The 16,226-nt window shown below is 62.3% G+C and carries 14 protein-coding genes; 5 read left to right on the top strand and 9 right to left on the bottom strand.

The window, feature by feature from the left end; all coding sequences use genetic code 11:
• Window positions 1–6 precede the first annotated feature (6 nt).
• Together ATY76_RS27415 and ATY76_RS27410 are read right to left on the bottom strand one after the other, a co-directional pair.
• The gene (locus tag ATY76_RS27415; protein WP_088677807.1) at window positions 7–726 is read right to left on the bottom strand and encodes a tellurite resistance TerB family protein; all 720 of its coding nucleotides are present in this window, start codon (window positions 724–726) and stop codon (window positions 7–9) included.
• Window positions 727–827: 101 nt separating this feature from the next.
• Entirely contained in the window at window positions 828–1,466 is a 639-nt protein-coding gene (locus tag ATY76_RS27410) for a 2-dehydro-3-deoxy-phosphogluconate aldolase (RefSeq protein WP_088677806.1), read from the bottom strand.
• 166 nt (window positions 1,467–1,632) lie between these two features.
• On the opposite strand from ATY76_RS27410, the gene ATY76_RS27405 reads away from it, so the two are divergent.
• Genes ATY76_RS27405 through ATY76_RS27395 form a run of 3 tightly spaced genes read left to right on the top strand, consistent with a single transcriptional unit; the run spans window position 1,633 to window position 3,991 of the window.
• Window positions 1,633–2,121: a CYTH domain-containing protein gene (locus tag ATY76_RS27405; protein ID WP_088677805.1), complete on the top strand. Its 489-nt coding sequence runs from the start codon at window positions 1,633–1,635 to the stop codon at window positions 2,119–2,121.
• Window positions 2,099–3,007, top strand: coding sequence for a CHAD domain-containing protein (locus tag ATY76_RS27400; protein WP_088678043.1), 909 nt, complete (start codon window positions 2,099–2,101; stop codon window positions 3,005–3,007). The genes ATY76_RS27405 and ATY76_RS27400 overlap by 23 nt, the downstream gene beginning before the upstream one ends.
• A gap of 54 nt (window positions 3,008–3,061) precedes the next feature.
• Window positions 3,062–3,991 carry a rhodanese-related sulfurtransferase gene (locus ATY76_RS27395; protein ID WP_088677804.1) on the top strand — a complete coding sequence of 310 codons (930 nt, stop codon included), beginning with the start codon at window positions 3,062–3,064 and terminating at the stop codon, window positions 3,989–3,991.
• 38 nt (window positions 3,992–4,029) lie between these two features.
• Here the strand turns inward: ATY76_RS27395 and ATY76_RS27390 are convergent, their stop codons facing one another.
• Window positions 4,030–6,243, bottom strand: coding sequence for an EAL domain-containing protein (locus tag ATY76_RS27390; protein WP_088677803.1), 2,214 nt, complete (start codon window positions 6,241–6,243; stop codon window positions 4,030–4,032).
• A 149-nt stretch (window positions 6,244–6,392) separates the two neighbouring features.
• Window positions 6,393–7,766, bottom strand: a complete 1,374-nt coding sequence (locus ATY76_RS27385) for a GH1 family beta-glucosidase (protein ID WP_088677802.1) — start codon at window positions 7,764–7,766, stop codon at window positions 6,393–6,395.
• 264 nt (window positions 7,767–8,030) lie between these two features.
• On the opposite strand from ATY76_RS27385, the gene ATY76_RS27380 reads away from it, so the two are divergent.
• Window positions 8,031–8,432 carry a DoxX family protein gene (locus ATY76_RS27380; RefSeq protein WP_088677801.1) on the top strand — a complete coding sequence of 134 codons (402 nt, stop codon included), beginning with the start codon at window positions 8,031–8,033 and terminating at the stop codon, window positions 8,430–8,432.
• A 72-nt stretch (window positions 8,433–8,504) separates the two neighbouring features.
• Here the strand turns inward: ATY76_RS27380 and ATY76_RS27375 are convergent, their stop codons facing one another.
• The 5 genes from ATY76_RS27375 to ATY76_RS27355 all read right to left on the bottom strand — a co-directional run bounded on the left by ATY76_RS27375 (window position 8,505) and on the right by ATY76_RS27355 (window position 14,897).
• Window positions 8,505–9,692, bottom strand: coding sequence for a Gfo/Idh/MocA family oxidoreductase (locus tag ATY76_RS27375; RefSeq protein WP_088677800.1), 1,188 nt, complete (start codon window positions 9,690–9,692; stop codon window positions 8,505–8,507).
• Window positions 9,693–9,891: 199 nt separating this feature from the next.
• A complete protein-coding gene (locus ATY76_RS27370) occupies window positions 9,892–10,944 on the bottom strand; it encodes a sugar phosphate isomerase/epimerase (protein ID WP_088677799.1) in 1,053 nt (350 codons plus the stop codon).
• Window positions 10,945–11,192: 248 nt separating this feature from the next.
• Complete coding sequence (locus ATY76_RS27365; protein WP_088677798.1) at window positions 11,193–12,140, bottom strand: substrate-binding domain-containing protein; 948 nt, start codon at window positions 12,138–12,140, stop codon at window positions 11,193–11,195.
• Between the two features lie 86 nt (window positions 12,141–12,226).
• Window positions 12,227–13,231, bottom strand: coding sequence for an ABC transporter permease (locus tag ATY76_RS27360; RefSeq protein ID WP_088677797.1), 1,005 nt, complete (start codon window positions 13,229–13,231; stop codon window positions 12,227–12,229).
• Window positions 13,232–13,370: 139 nt separating this feature from the next.
• The gene (locus ATY76_RS27355; RefSeq protein ID WP_088678042.1) at window positions 13,371–14,897 is read right to left on the bottom strand and encodes a sugar ABC transporter ATP-binding protein; all 1,527 of its coding nucleotides are present in this window, start codon (window positions 14,895–14,897) and stop codon (window positions 13,371–13,373) included.
• 256 nt (window positions 14,898–15,153) lie between these two features.
• On the opposite strand from ATY76_RS27355, the gene ATY76_RS27350 reads away from it, so the two are divergent.
• On the top strand, window positions 15,154–16,185 hold the full coding sequence (locus ATY76_RS27350) for a LacI family DNA-binding transcriptional regulator (RefSeq protein ID WP_088677796.1): 1,032 nt from the start codon (window positions 15,154–15,156) through the stop codon (window positions 16,183–16,185).
• Window positions 16,186–16,226 lie beyond the last annotated feature (41 nt).

Genomic DNA, 16,226 nt, shown 5'->3' with positions numbered 1-16,226 from the left:
TAGATGTTACTGTGACAAGGTCGTCTTGGCGGACGACACCGTCGCCTCGATATGGTCGACCAGCTGGTCGGCAAGGCCGAGCCGGCCGGCAAGCAGATCGAGATAGCCGCGTTCGGCGCGCGAATCCGGTTCGATGGTTAGGCGCGAGGCGGTGTAGAGCTCGACACGCTGCTCTTCCGTCACCGCCGCAGCCACAAGCGCATCGATATCCGTCGGCGAAGCGAGTTCGCGTTCGATGAAGGCGGCGGCCTCGCCACTGACATCGGCCGCCTTGATCTTGTCCATGATGAGCGCACGTTCGGCATCGTCGATATGGCCGTCGGCCTTGGCGGCGGCGATCATCGCACGGATCAGCACCAGCACGAATTCGTTGCTGCCGGCCGGTGACGCCGGCCCGAAGCCGGATTCGACAGGCGGCGGCAGGAGAACTGGATTATTGGCCGACGGCGCATCCGAGGGAGCCGCGGGCGCCTGACCCGCCTGATAATTCTTGTAGGCCTGGTAGCCAAGGCCGGCAATGGCGGCAAGACCGCCGATCGCCAGCGCATTGCCGGCGATGTTGCGCCCGGTCTTGGTGCCGAGAAGCACGGCCGCAAGCGCGCCGGTCTTCATCGGGTTGTTCCTCGCCGTCTGCACGGCATCGCCCGCCCTGTCGCGGACTGAACCGCCGAGACCGGGCACCTGCGAACCCAAGAACTGGTCGAGAAGCTTCTTTGCGTCGAACATTCCTCGTCGTCTCCCTGTTTGAGGCTGGAGAGAACATAGGTTTGCGACGGCTGAAATACAAACACGGGGCGCGGGGGATTGTGTATCCCCCGCCTCCGACCTCAGGCTTTTAGCGCCGCGGCCTCCGCCGCAAGCTTGGTGATCCCCGCCCAGTCGCCGGCAGCGACCAATTCCTTCGGCGCGACCCACGAGCCGCCGACGCAGACGACGTTCGGCAGCGAGAGATAATCCCCGGCGTTCTTCAGCGAAATGCTGCCTGTCGGGCAGAACAGCGTGCCGGCGAGCGGCGAAGAAAGCGCCTTGAGGTAGGCGGCGCCGCCGGCCTGCTCGGCCGGAAAGAACTTCAGCACCTGATAGCCTTCCTCACGCAGAGCCATGACTTCGCTGGCGGTCGCCGCTCCCGGAAGCAGCGGCACCTCGGAATCGGCGGCGGCGTCGAGCAGTTCCTGCGTCGTGCCCGGGCTGACGATGAATTTCGAACCGGCCTGGACGGCGGCTTCCCAATGGGCGGCGTTCAGGATCGTGCCGGCTCCGACTTCCGCACCCTCGACTTCGTCGGCGACGGCGCGCACGGCATCAAGCGCCGCCGGCGTGCGCATGGTGATCTCGATCGCCTTCAGGCCACCCGCGACAAGCGCGCGGGCGAGCAGCACAGCCGACTTGGCATCGTCGACGATCAGCACAGGGACGACCGGCTGGAGTTTCAGGATGGAAAGGAGCTTCTCTGTTTTCTCACCCATGGTCGCGCGACCTCCTTGAAACGGATTGTTTGAAACGATTGAATTGGTCCCGAATAGCGTCCCAGCGGAACCTTGTCGAGGCAAAACCAATTCACAGGACAAGATGGGTAGGAAATCCATGGGAATTGGGCTACCGTGCCCCGATCGTCACAAAAGGTTCACCGGTATGGCGAAAGAAATCGAGCGGAAGTTTCTCGTGCGCAGCGACGGATGGCGTTCCGCCGTCGAGACGAAGTCGAGCCTCAGGCAGGGCTACATCGCCTCGATGGACGATCGTTCGGTCCGGGTGCGCATCCTCGACGGCAGGAAAGCGAGACTGACGATCAAGATCGGCCGCAGCGCCATCACCCGTGACGAATTCGAATATGACATTCCGGTCGCCGATGCCGAAGAGCTGTTGCAGAACGCAATCGGCATTGTCATCGAGAAGACGCGTCATCGCGTTCCGCATGAGGGCTTCGTCTGGGAAGTCGATGTCTTTGCCGGCGAACATCGCGGGTTGGTCATCGCCGAGGTGGAAATGACCGCCGAAACCGACAAGCCGGCGCTGCCGGCCTGGCTCGGCCGCGAAGTGACCGGCGATTTCCGCTATTCCAACCAGGCCCTTGCCACAGAATATGGGCACGACAGGCATGGCCTATCGCATACGGCCTGACGCCGACTTCACCCGGGAGTTCCGCAGCGTTGCGAAGGAACAGCTCGACGACGCCGTCACGGTTCTCGAGGAGAGACCGGACGGCGCGCATGAGGCGATCCATTCCTTCCGCAAGAACCTGAAGCGGCTGCGCTCGCTCTATCGGCTCGTGGCCCGCGAAGTGCCGGATTTCCAGGTCCATGAAAATGAACGCCTGCGCAGCGCCGCGCGGTCGCTTTCGGCGATCCGGGACGCCAATGCCCTCGTCGGCACCGCCCAATATCTGCAGCAAACGGCCCGCGAGAAAGAAGAGAACGAAGCGCTCGGCCGCATCGTCACCATCCTCGAAGGGCGCCGAGACTGGATGGCGGAAGCCGAAAGCGGCCTGGAACAGAGACTGGTGGAAACCTCGGATGTTTTGAACGAGGCGATCAGTTGCCTGGATGAGGTGTCCTTCGCCGGCAGCCACCGCAAGAATGCCCGCATGCTGGGCAAAAGCTGGCGCCGCACCGCGCGGAAGGCGAAGGCTGCCCTCGCGGCCTGCCACGGCGAGGCATCGGCCGGCGATTTCCACGACCTGCGCAAACGCACCTACGACTACCGGCTCTATCACTCCCTCCTGCGCGACGTCTGGCCGGGCGCAATGCAGGCCAAGCGCGATGCGGCCAAGGAGCTTGTCGAGGATCTCGGCCACATCCACGATCTTGCCGTGCTCTCCGAACTGGTCGAGGCCGAACCCCAGCTCTTCACCCGCAACGACGATCTGGCACACCTGCTCGACGCCATCATCTTCCGCCAGCAGGAAGACCGGCGTCAGGCGCTCGTCAAAGCCGAAGCCGTCTTCGCCGACGATCCCGACGAGGAAGCCGAGCGGATAGAGCTTCTCTGGCTGACGGTCGGGCGTTGAGAAGGGTACCGGGAGGCAATTGCGCGGCCCGCCGATTTTCTGTATTTCCGGCCCATGACCGACAGCCTGACACACACCAGCCCGTTCCTCGTGGCCGCACTCTACCATTTCGTTTCCGTGCCGCGCTTTGCGAGCCTGCAGGCTCCGCTGCAGGCGCTGTGCGAGGAGAACGGCGTCAAGGGAACGCTGCTTCTGGCGCATGAGGGCATCAACGGCACGATCGCAGGGCCGGATGCCGGCATCCATGCCGTCCTTTCCTTTCTGCGCGCCCAGCAGGAATTTTCGGGGCTGGAGCATAAGGAAAGCCGCGCTTCCAAAATGCCTTTCCTGCGCATGAAGGTGAAGCTGAAGAAGGAAATCGTCACCATGGGCGTCGAGGATATCGACCCCAACAAGGTGGTCGGCACCTATGTGACGGCGAAGGATTGGAATGCGCTGATATCAGACCCCGACACCATCGTCATCGATACGCGCAACGACTACGAAACCGCGATCGGCACCTTTCGCGGCGCGGTCGACCCGAAGACGAAGACGTTCCGCGAATTTCCTGATTGGGTGCGGCAGAATCCCGGCCTGCACAACAAGCCGAAGATCGCCATGTATTGCACCGGCGGCATTCGCTGCGAGAAGGCCACGGCCTTCATGAAGGCTGAGGGCTTCGACGAGGTTTATCATCTGAAGGGCGGCATCCTGAAATATCTGGAGGACGTGCCTGAGGAGGAAAGCCTCTGGGATGGCGCCTGTTTCGTCTTCGACGAGCGTGTCTCGGTCGAGCATGGGCTGAAGGAGGGCGAACACAAGCTGTGCCACGCCTGCCGCAATCCGATCACCGCGGAGGAAATCACCTCGCCGCTCTATGAGGAAGGCGTTTCCTGCAGCCACTGCTATCACACGCGTAGCGAAGAGGACCGGTTGCGTTACCGTCAGCGTCAGCATCAGATCGCGCTCGCAAAGAAACGCGGCCAGCGACATATCGGCAGCTGAGCCAATTCCGTGTGCCGGACCTATCGACCGGCGACCGCTCAGGCCGCGCCGAGACGGCGCGGGGCGGCCGGTTCCGCGGCATGCCGCTCGTTCAGCAATGCGGTGATGTGGTCGGCCGTCATCGGCTTTCCGAAGAGATAACCCTGCAGGCAATCGCAGCCGAAGAGACGCATGGCAACGGCCTGCGCCTCGGTCTCGATGCCCTCGGCGGTGACGGGAATGTCGAGCGAGCGGGCAAGCGCCACCGTCGCCTGCAGCATCTCACGCTGGCGCTTGCCTTCGTCGACATCCATGACCAGCGAGCGGTCGATCTTGATACGATCGAAGCCGAACTGCCTGAGATAGCCGATCGAGGAGAAGCCGGACCCGAAGTCGTCGAGCGCCACCTTGACGCCCAACCCTTTCAATCTTTCGATCGACTGGCGGGTGCGCTGCGGATTCTGGATCATGTAGCCTTCGGTGATCTCGAGCGTGACGCGGCCGGCTTCGATCTCCGTCTGCTTCAGCACGTAGCGCACGTAGTCGGTGAAGGCGGGATTGCGGAACTGGCCTGGAGAAACGTTGACCGAGATGGCGAGCCCCGGCCACTGCTTGGCCGTTTCGCAGGCCTTGCGCAGCACGAACAGGCCGAGCGATTCAATGAGCCCGCTGGTCTCGGCGATCGGAATGAAGACATCGGGTGAGACGGGACCGTAGCCCGGACGGTTCCAGCGCACCAGCGCCTCGACGCCATTCAGCGCATGCGTCGCCGCATCGACCAGCGGCTGGTAGGCGAGCGTCAGATCGCCGCTTTCGATCGCGACCCGAAGGTCGATCTCCAACTCGTTGCGCTGTTCCCGATCGGCATCCATCGACGGATCGTACAGCGTCATGCGCGCGCGGCCGGCCTCTTTCGCCTTGTACATGGCAAGGTCCGAGCGGCGCACCAGTTCCTCGCGGCTGATCGCGCCGGCAGGCGACATGGCGATGCCGATGCTTGCCCCGACGACGACGACGCGGCGGCCGATTTCGAGCGGCTCGGCAAGAAAATCGAGAATCTGTTCGGAAAGCTGCAGGGCGGCGGCATGTTCGCCGTCGGAGAGAAAGGCGATCGCAAATTCGTCGCCGCCGATACGCGCGAGAACCGCGCCTCGCGGAATGAGCACGGCGAGACCGGCGGCAACGGCACGGATCAGCTGGTCGCCGGTGCCGTGGCCGTAGCTGTCGTTGACTTCCTTGAAGCCGTCGAGGTCGAGATAGAGAAGCAGCACGTTGCGCTTGGTCTGGCGCGCCTCGGCAACGAAACGATCGACGGCGAGCCCGAGGCCATCGCGATTGGAAAGGCCGCTCAGCCTGTCGCGCAGGGCTTCCTCGCGGGCACTGTTTTCCTCGCCCTTCAGCCGGCGGCCGGCAAGCCAGCCGATGACCAGCAGCACCATGAAAAACAGACCGACCAGTCCGAGCGCCTGAATGACCATCGGCCGCACCTGCGCATAGGCGATATCGCCGGGCGAACGCGAGATCCACACGAGCTTGCCGAGCGTTGTCCCAGAGGGATCGACGATCGGCACGAAATAATCGGCTTCGAAGGCCGGCGGCGCCAGCTTCAGCCCGCCGATGACATAGGTCTGACCGAGCGCGGTCACCCTGTCGTCGTCGAGATGGCGGGCGAAAACGAGATAGCGGTGCTGGCCGGGAGGCGCGTCGAGCTCACCGGATTTCTTCCGCACCAGCGCGACACCGACGGCGGCAATGCCGCGTTTGGTGGTGACGAAGCCGACCGCCTGCGGACGATCGGCGGGGCCTGCCGCCTTCACCCTGTCGTACAGGGTCCAGAGCGAGGGCGCGAAGAAGTCTGTGAGCGGCTCGACCATCGGCTGGCCGTCGCGATAGGCGATGATCGCCTTCTTCTGGTCGTCGATGACGATCGCCATGTCGAAGAGCGGGCTGTTGACCGACATCTCGCCGTAATTGCTGACCGTCCAGGCGATGCCGTCAGGCGCATAGACATTGGCGGCGGCATCGTCCCAGGCGGCATAGTCGTCAAGCGTGGCGCCGAGCTGTTCCTCGAAGGTCTTCATCGCGCCGATCGTCGTTTCGCGCGAGCGCTCGTCATCGAGGAGATTGGCATTTCCGGCCACGCGTTCGAGCGCCGTCAGCACCATGATGGTGACGACAGCGACGATGACCGCGAAGGAGAAAAGCACGCCGGTGACGGTGATGTGGCGGCCTATTCCCGATCCCTTGCTCTGCGACTTGGCAACTGTCTGCATTACGGCTCCCTGACCGTTGGACTTTGCCAGTCAAGGGTTCAAAAACGTTTAAGCAACCAGTGTTAAAGATCTTCCGCGATCAATTTCTGCACCTCGCCGTTGCGCGAAGGTTCAGCCAAGCAATGTCAGTCACTTAAGGCCAATGACAGTTAACCCGCCTTGTGGTTGCCTTTCGGGAATTGCGCCGCCAATTCGCTGTACCACTTGCCGCTTTTCTTCACCGTGCGGATCTGGGTTTCGTAATCGACATGGACGAGGCCGAAGCGCATGCGGTAGCCTTCCGCCCATTCGAAATTGTCCATCAGGCTCCAGGCAAAATAGCCGCGCATCGGATACCCGTCCTTGATGAGATCGGCGACGACAGCGAGATGGTCGCCGACATAATCGAGACGCATCACATCGTCGACCTCGCCGCCGACGACACCGGTGTTGTCGCAAGCGCCGTTCTCGGTGATGTAGCACTCCGGCAGTTGGTAGCGGCGGTAGAGGTCCTCGACCAGGAGCTTCAATCCCGGCGCATAGATTTCCCAGCCGATATCGGTCTTGACGTCGCTCGCCGGCGGCGCTTTCACCGTCCAGGGAAAATCACCCTTGCGTTCGGCATCGTCGGTGACGCGCTCGGGCGTATAATAGTTCAGACCCCACCAGTCGAGTTTCTGGCTGATCAGCTTCAGGTCGCCGTCTTCGATCACAGGCATCCGGTCGCCGAGCGCCTCGACGAATTCCTTCGGATATTCGCCCTTGAAGACGGGATCGAAGAAGGCGCCGTTGTGGAATTGATGCGCGCGTTCGGCCGCCGCAAGATCGGCCGGGCTGTCCGAGCCGGCAATGATCGAGGCTGCATTGAGCACCAGGCCGACGGGCACGTTGGGAGCCTCGGCGCGGATCGCCTCGACCCCAAGGCCGTGAGCAAGGTTCATATAGTGCATGGCGTGAAGGGCGGCCTGCATGTTGCGCTCGCCGGGAGCATGAATGCCATAGAGATGGCTCAGCCAGACGATGCACCAGGGCTCGTTGAAGGTCGCGACGGCGTCGAGACGGTCGCCGAGGCGGCTCATCACTGTCTTGGCATAACGCTGAAAGGCATGAGCCGTCGAGCGCGCCGTCCAGCCGCCGTCACCGGCGAGCAGCAACGGCAGGTCCCAGTGGTAGAGCGTCGCGAAGGTCTTGATCCCGCGCGCCTTGCAGCCGTCGACCAGCCGGTCGTAGAAATCGAGCCCCGCTTCGTTCACCGGGCCTGTGCCATCGGGGATGATGCGCGGCCAGGCGATGGAGAAGCGATAGGCTTCGACGCCCATCTCCTTGATCAGATCGAGGTCTTGCTCCAACCTGTTGTAATGGTCGCAGGCAATGTCGCCGTTATCGCGATTATGGACGCGGCCGGGCATGTTGCAGAAAGCGTCCCAGATGGATGGCTTGCGGCCGTCGGCCTTGCTCGCGCCTTCGATCTGGAAGGCGGCAGTGGCAACGCCGAAGGTAAAGTCACCGGGAAAGCGGCTGGCAAGCGTCTTGGCATCGATCATCTCTAATCCCCGTCTCTCAGCATGTGGACTGGCCGTTGGGCCGGATTTAGCCAAGCCGAAAAGCAAAGTACAGGTCTCGACCAAGAAAAACTGCAACGTTGCAGTAGGAAGAGTGGAACGGCCATGACGGGCATCGTTCGGCCGCTCCGGACATTCGCGTTCCCGCCGCAACCGACCTCATAACGCGAATGTCAGCAGGCGTGACTTGCCGCCGGGCCCGCGATCAGTACACAGCGAAGACATTGCAAACATGAAAGGAACCCAATGCCGTCTTCGATCCATCTGCTGCAGCCCCATCTGCTGAGCCTGCTGCGCATCATCTCCTCGCTCGTGCTTTTCAGCTACGGAACGCAGAAGATCCTGCATTTTCCGGCCGCGGCAAGCATGCCGCCGATGGGCTCGCTCTCCTGGATTGCCGGGCTGATCGAACTCACCCTCGGCTTCCTAGTCCTGATCGGATTCCAGACCCGCATCGCAGCCTTCGTGCTTTCGGGCCTGATGGCCTTCGCCTATTTCATCGGTCATGCGGGAAAGAGCTTTTATCCCGCGCAGAACGGCGGCGTCGCGGCGATCCTGTTCTGCTTCGTATTTCTCTATCTGGTCGCGGCAGGCGCCGGCCCGCTCAGCATCGATGGCCTGATGAAGCGCAACCGCGCTGCGGCCTGACGAATGACGGACAGGCCAAGGCGGTCAATGACCGCCTTGGCATTTTCGCAGGGCTTCGCACTGCTCCAGACCTCAGACCTTGACCCAGGCGCCGTTTTTCTTGGACGAGGCGACACAGGCCTCGACGAAGGCGACACCCTTCACGCCATCGTCAACCGTCGGATAGACCACCGCCTTGTCGACCGCCTTGCCCTTCTTGCGAGCGTTGATCGCATGCGCGGCTTCCGTATAGATCGTCGCGAACGCCTCGAGATAACCTTCCGGGTGCCCTGACGGCACGCGCGAAACGCGGCCGGCAGCAGCACCTGCCCCGGCGCCGCCGCGGGTGATCAGCCGCTTCGGCTCGCCGAAGGGCGTGTACCAGAGGTAGTTCGGATCCTTCTGCGTCCATTCCAGCCCGCCTTTGGTGCCATAGACGCGGACCATCAGGCCGTTCTCATGGCCGGGCGCCACCTGGCTGCACCAGAGCATGCCCTTGGCCGGCTTCTCCGAGCCCTTCGCCTTGAAGCGCAGCATGACGTGGGCATTATCATCAAGCCGGCGACCGGGAACGAAGCTGTCGAGATCGGCGGCCAGGCTGTCGAGCTCCAGCCCAGTGATGAAGGACGCGAGATTATAGGCATGCGTGCCGATATCCCCGGTCGAGCCGCCGACGCCGGACTGGGCCGGATCGGTGCGCCATGCGGCCTGCTTCTGGCCGGTCTGCTCGACCGCTTCCGTCAGCCAGTCCTGCGGATATTCGGCCTGGACGACCCTTATATCGCCGAGTTCGCCGTTCGCGATCATCTCGCGCGCCTGACGGACCATCGGATAGCCGGTATAATTATGCGTCAGCACGAAGAGCGCACCGCTCTCGTCGGCGACCTTCTTCAGCTTCTTGGCGTCGGCAAGGTTCGAGGTCAGCGGCTTGTCGCAGATGACATGGATGCCGCGCTTCAGGAATTCCTTGGCCGCATCGTAATGCACATGGTTCGGCGTGACGATCGCCACCGCCTCGATGCCGTTCTTCAGCTTCGCCTCGCGGATCGCCATCTCGCGGTAGCTGGAATAGGTCCGCGACGGATCGAGGCCGAGGTCGCGGCCGGATTGAACCGCCTTCTCAGGCGTCGACGACAGCGCGCCGGCGACGAGATCGTACTGATCGTCGATACGCGCCGCGATACGGTGCACCGCGCCGATGAACGCGCCCGCGCCGCCGCCCACCATGCCGAGCCGGATGCGCGGCTCGCGGGTCTGTTCGGATGATGCTTCGATTGCCATTCTTGTCCTCCTGGAATTTAACTTGGTGCGGATACGGCCCCTCATCCGGCTGCCGCCACCTTCTCCCCGTTCTGACGGGGAGAAGGGGATATGCCGCGACCTCTCCATCCCTCGCTAACGTCTCGCAAGGCACGTCCCCTCTCCCCGTCAGAACGGGGAGAGGGTTAGGGTGAGGGGCAGCCTCGCAACGTGCCTTATGTCAGAGTCCCAGCATCCGCCGATTGGCGGCCTGGTCCGTGCCGCTGCCGGCAAAATCGTCGAAAGCCTTTTCCGTGACGCGGATGATATGGGCGGCGACGAATTCGGCCCCTTCGCGGGCGCCGTCCTCGGGATGTTTCAGCGCGCATTCCCATTCGACCACAGCCCAGCCGTCGAAATTATTGGCCGTCATCTTCGAGAAGACCGCGCCGAAATCGACCTGGCCGTCGCCGAGCGAGCGGAAGCGGCCGGCGCGTTCGACCCAGCCTTGATACCCGCCGTAGACACCCTGGCGCCCGGTCGGATTGAACTCCGCATCCTTGACGTGGAACATCTTGATGCGGTCCTTGTAGATGTCGATGTTCTCGAGATAATCGAGGCACTGCAGCACATAATGCGAGGGATCGTAGAGCATGTTGGCGCGCGGATGGTTCTTCACCCGCTCCAGGAACATCTCGAAGGTGGTGCCGTCATGCAGGTCCTCGCCCGGATGGATCTCGTAGCAGACGTCGATGCCGTTCTCATCCGCATGGTTGAGGATCGGCGTCCAGCGGCGGGCAAGCTCGTCGAAGGCAGTCTCGACCAGACCGGCCGGGCGCTGCGGCCAGGGATAGATGAAGGGCCAGGCGAGCGCGCCCGAGAAGGTCGCATGCGCCTTGAGGCCGAGATTTTTCGATGCCGTCAGCGCCATCTTGACCTGCTCAACCGCCCATTCCTGGCGGGCCTTCGGATTGCCGCGCACTTCGGGCGCCGCGAACCCGTCGAAGGCTTCGTCATAGGCCGGGTGCACGGCGACGAGCTGGCCCTGCAGATGGGTGGAAAGTTCGGTGATCTCGATGCCGTTTTCGCGGGCCTTGCCGGCGAATTCGTCGCAATAATCCTTGGAGGTGGCGGCCTTTTTCAGATCAATCAGTTGGCTCGCCCAGGTCGGCACCTGGACACCCTCGTAGCCGATGTCGGCCGCCCATTTGGTAATCGCGTCCCAGGAATTGAAAGGCGCGGTATCGCCCGCGAACTGGCCAAGGAAAAGGCCGGGGCCCTTGATCGTCTTCATGTCAAATTCCTCCCTGAACATCGACCGTAAACGTTTCTGATAACTTGTAGCACGCAATTTTGCGGGAGCAAGGCGCTTCCTTGCTTGCTGTCGTATTTGGCGCAGAGCCGGATGGGTATGGCTGCGAACTAACCATGATGGGCTTTGGCGGGCAAGAGGTACGTGCAGCATTTTCGCCTGCTCGCCAAAAACGAAAGCAAAAAAATGCGCCCATCCTTACGAATGGGCGCGCTTGCATCGCGGATCGATCAGAACGGAGAATCCGGGAAGTAGAAGTCCTTGGCATTGTCCTTGGTGACGAGCGTCGCATCGAGGATGTAGTTGCCGTGGACGGGAACCTGGTCGTAGAGAGCAGCAGCCGTCAGCTCCATCGCCGTGCCGACCATTGCCGGCGGATAGAGAACGTCGACCGGGATCAGCTTGTCGCCGTCCATGACCTTCTTGATCATGTCCTTGGAGCCGGCGCCGGCGACGACATATTGGATGTCGGTGCGCTTGGCCTGCTCGATCGCCTGAAGAACGCCGACGGCCATGTCGTCGTCCTGGCACCATACGACGTCGATCTTCGGATACTTCGTCAGATAGTCCTGCATGACCTTGAAGGCGTCGTCGCGGTTCCAGTTGCCGTACTGGCGGTCAAGAACCTTGACCTTCGAGCCGGCAATGCCCTTGTCGAAGCCGTCCTGGCGCTGCTGGTCGATCGGGATCGGCAGACCGCGGATAACGACGACCTCGGCTTCCGGGGTCTTTTCGGCAATATATTTGCCGGCGACTTCGCCGAGCGCCGGATTGTTGCCGGCGACATAGAGGTCACGCACGGAATTGTCGTTGTTCGACGGCGCACGGTCGACGAGCGCCACGAACTTGCCCTTGCCCTTGACTTCCTTGATGGCGTTGACGAGCGGATCCGGATCGGACGGCAGGATGACGAGTGCGTCGATACCCTGCGTATCGAGATCCTGCACGGCGTTCGCTTGCGTCGCGGCATCCGGCGAGGTCTTGACGATGACGTTCAGCCCAGGATGTTCGACCATCAGCTTCTTGGCAATGCGCTCGGCGTGGAACACCACCCCGGAGGTCCAGCCATGGTCGGCGGCCGGAATGGACACGCCGATCGTATAGTTCTTGTCCTGGGCGTAGGCTGCGCCGGCAAAAGCCACCCCCGCAACCGCCAGACCCAACATGAGCTTGCGCATGCTATTTCCTCCCAAAAATATCAGGGACTTGTCCAATCCGAGCCGGGTGCCCTGTAAAGCCCGGCCAATCCGAAAAGCCGTTTGCTCTACGATTTGCGCACCAGCGACCGCTGCACCAGCATGGCGATGATGATGATCGCACCCTGGATCGCGCCGATCAGATATTCGCTGATGAAGTTCGAAAGCAGCATGATGTTGCCGACGAGCTCGAGAATGAAGGCGCCGCAGATCGTGCCCCAGACCCGGCCGGCGCCGCCCTTGAGAGCGGTGCCGCCGACGACGACGGCGGTAATGGCCTGCAGCTCCCACAAAATGCCGGTCGTTGCCGACGTGGAACCGAGACGCGGAACATAAAGAAGCACGGCGATCGCCACGCAGAGGCCTTGGATGACGAAAGCAATGGTGCGCACGCGGTTGACGGCGATGCCCGAATAGCGCGCGACGTCGCTGTTCGAGCCGACAGCTACGACATGGCGGCCGTAGCGCGTGCGGTAGAGAATAAAGGCCGCAATCGCGGTCACGACGAGGATGACCACGATCGGAACCGGAATGCCGAGAATATTGCCGAAATAGGCCGGACGGTAGAGCGTCTGGATTTCGCTCGAGCGCAAGGTGATCGCGCCGCCCTGCGACAGCCAGGTGGTCAGGCCGCGATAAATGCCCATGGTGCCGAGCGTGGCGATGAATGGTTCGATTTTGCCGACGGTGGTGATGAGGCCGTTTGCGAGACCGCAAAGAGCCCCCGCGAGGATCGTAAAGACCATCGCCGCCGTCAGCATCAGCACCGGATCGGCAATGACGCCCGAATTGATCAGCAGGATCATCAGGCTGGCGACGAAGGCCACCATTGAGCCGACGGAAAGATCGAGGTCTCCGGACGAAATCACGAAGGTGGCGCCGACAGCGATGATGGCGATGAAAGCGCAACGCGTCGCGACGTTGGCAAGGTTGGTGATGCCAATGAAATTCGGGTTGACCAGTGCGCCGACGATGAGAAGCAAGGCCAAAGCGGCAAACGGTGCCACCGCGCGCAAATCAACATCACGCCAGGACCTGCGCCGGATGTCTCGCGTTTCCTCGTTAACACTCATGTCCAAAACCAACCTCCCGTCCCAGACTGCCTGGGCATCTTATCTATGGTGCGCGTCGGCGAAGTCCGCTCCGCTCTCACGTCTTTGTTCCATGCATCTCGTCCTCCCAAAACCGCGGCACACTTTTGGGCGACATGCATCAGGCGGCCGCCTTCCTTTTCAGCCCGGCGGCGTAGCGCATGATTTCCTGCTCAGAAATCTCGTCTCCCTCGAGCACGCCGACGATATGCCCCTCGCGCATTACCGCCACCCGCGTGCAGAGTCCGATGACCTCTGGCATCTCCGAGGAAACGACGATGATCGACCGGCCGTCCCGGGCGAGCGCCGAGATGAAATGATAGATCTGCTGCTTCGTGCCGACATCGATGCCGCGCGTCGGCTCATCGATGATGATGATGTCGGGATCGGTCTCCATAACCTTGGCGAGCAGCAGTTTCTGCTGGTTCCCGCCGGACATGCGGCCGGCGACGATATTGGCGTCGCGAACCCTGATGTCGAAGCGGCGCTTGGCCTTCGCCAGCGCAGCCGCTTCGCTGCCGGGGCTGAGATAACCGTGGCGAGAATGCCTTCCGAGCGACTGCAAAGTCAGATTGCTCACCATGCCGGAACGCAGCAGCAGGCCTTTCGACTTGCGGTCCTTGGTCATGTAGGCAAGGCCGCAGCGATTGGCGGCATGCACATCGCCGGAAGAAACTGCTTCCCCCTTGATGAACACTTCGCCGTGGAGACGCGGCCGCAGCCCGGCGATCGCCTCCATCAGCTCGGTACGGCCGGAGCCGATCAGTCCGGAAAAACCGATGATCTCGCCCTTGCGCACCTCGAAGCTGGCATCCTTGACATAACCGGTCGAGACCGAAGAGACGCGCAGAACGATCTCCTCGTCGACATTCGGCTCGACCTTGGTGGGATAAAGGCTGGAAAGTTCCCGGCCGACCATCAGCTGCGCGATCGATTCCCCATCCAGTATCGATGTCGGCGACGTCTTGATCCACTGGCCGTCGCGCAGGACCGTCACCCGATCGGTCAGTTCCATCACCTCGTCGAGCTTATGGGACACGAAGACGAAGCTCGTGCCCTGGTCGCGCAGCTTGCGGACCTGCTTGAAGAGCATGCTGGTTTCTTCGCGCGACAGGACGGCGGTCGGCTCGTCCATGAAGACGACGCGCGCATCGCGGCTGATCGCCTTGGCGATCTCGACCATCTGCTTGTCGGCGATGGAAAGCGTGCTGATCAGCGCATTCTCATCGACATGCGAACCAAGCACGTCCAGAACCTTGCGGGTCTCGGCGCGCATATATTTGCGGTCGAGCACGCCGAAACGCGTCACCTCGCGCCCAAGGAAAAGGCTTTCCGTCACAGTCAGATGGTCGGCGAGGTTGAATTCCTGGTGAATGATGACGATGCCGAGCGCTTCGGCGGCACCGTTGGGCGGCAGCACCACAGACTTGCCGTCGAGCAGGATTTCGCCGGAACTCGGCTGCTCAAAGCCTGAAAGCACCTTGACGAGGGTGGACTTGCCGGCGCCGTTTTCGCCCATGAGGGCATGGATTTCGCCGGCGCGGAGATCGAAATTGACGCTGAAGAGGACCTGGACGCCGCTGAAGGATTTGCATATGCGCCTGGCGGACAGCACCACGGGTGCGGTGTCGGCGGTCTCCACGGTCATCATCCCCTCCCCCAGAGCGCTGCGTGCCGGCGGCACGTGCCGGAAACGCCCCATCACATTGAAGTAGCGCACATTTCCTTTCTGAAAAGAGGCGTGCACTTGCGGCTTCCCGTCCGCTTTGAGCCTTATGTAAACCTTTACATCGTTTATGTAAAGGTTTACATCGTGAATTTACACAGATCAGTCGAAGCTTGCCTTTGACCTGTCGGCGAGTCTGTGTAGTGTCGCGGCGAAGACAGCCTTAAGGCAGAGCGCAGTGTCGAATTCCACGCCCGCAACAATCGAAGACGTCGCCCGGATCGCCGAGGTGTCCATCGCGACGGTTTCCCGGGCGATCCACACGCCGGAGAAGGTCGCCAACTCCACCCGGCTCAAGGTCAACCAGGCGATCGCCGTCACCGGTTACACGACCAATGCCATGGCGCGCAGCCTGAGGCTCGGCCGCTCCAACATGATCCTCGTCGTGGCGCCCGACATCGGCGACCCCAATTTCTCCAACATTCTCGTCGGCCTTGAGAACGAGGCGCGTGCGCACGGCTACGGCGTCCTGATCGGCCACACCCAGAACGACGCCCAGCGCGGTCTGGAATATCTGAAGTTTTTAAACTCGAACCAGGCGGCCGGACTGATCCTCTTCACCGGCATCCTGCCCTTCGGTCACCAGACCATGACGGCGCGGCTGCCGCCGAGCGTCGGCGTTTTCGAGCCCGTCTTCAACGGCGGCATTCCCTATGTGGGCGTCCACGATATCGAGGGCGCCAGGAAGGCCGTCGACCTGCTGCTGGCCGAAGGCCATCGCAAGATCGCCTTCATCGGCGATTCCCGCACCCGGCTCGCCTATACCAGACGCCGCATGGGTTATGATGCCGGCCTCGATGCCGCCGGCATCCCGCGTGACGCCAGGATCGTGCTCGAAGGCGACGGCACGATCGAAAGCGGGCGGCATGCGGTCGAACAGCTTTTCATGCGCGACACGCTTCCCACAGCCTTCATGTGCGTCAACGACCAGACGGCCATCGGCGTGATGATCGGGCTCGGCGCGCGCGGCTACGATATTCCGCGCGATTTCTCGGTGACCGGTTTCGACGACGTGCCGCAGGCCGTCTTCATCTCCCCGTCGCTGACGACGATCCGCCAGCCGAGAACGGCGATCGGCAAACAGGCAATGGCGCTGCTGTTGGAGCTCTTGTCCGATGGCCGGCCGGCCGAGACGGAGATCCTGCTGCGGCCGGATCTGGTCGTCCGCAACTCCGTCTCCGCACCGTCTCGCAACTGGTCGAAACGCTGAACCGGTATCGGCCGGCGACAACCGGCCGGGAAGGCTGCGCC

This window comes from Rhizobium sp. R339 (assembly GCF_002211395.1).
In the GTDB taxonomy this organism is placed as follows: domain Bacteria; phylum Pseudomonadota; class Alphaproteobacteria; order Rhizobiales; family Rhizobiaceae; genus Rhizobium.
This window is presented reverse-complemented; position numbering and strand designations above follow the sequence as displayed.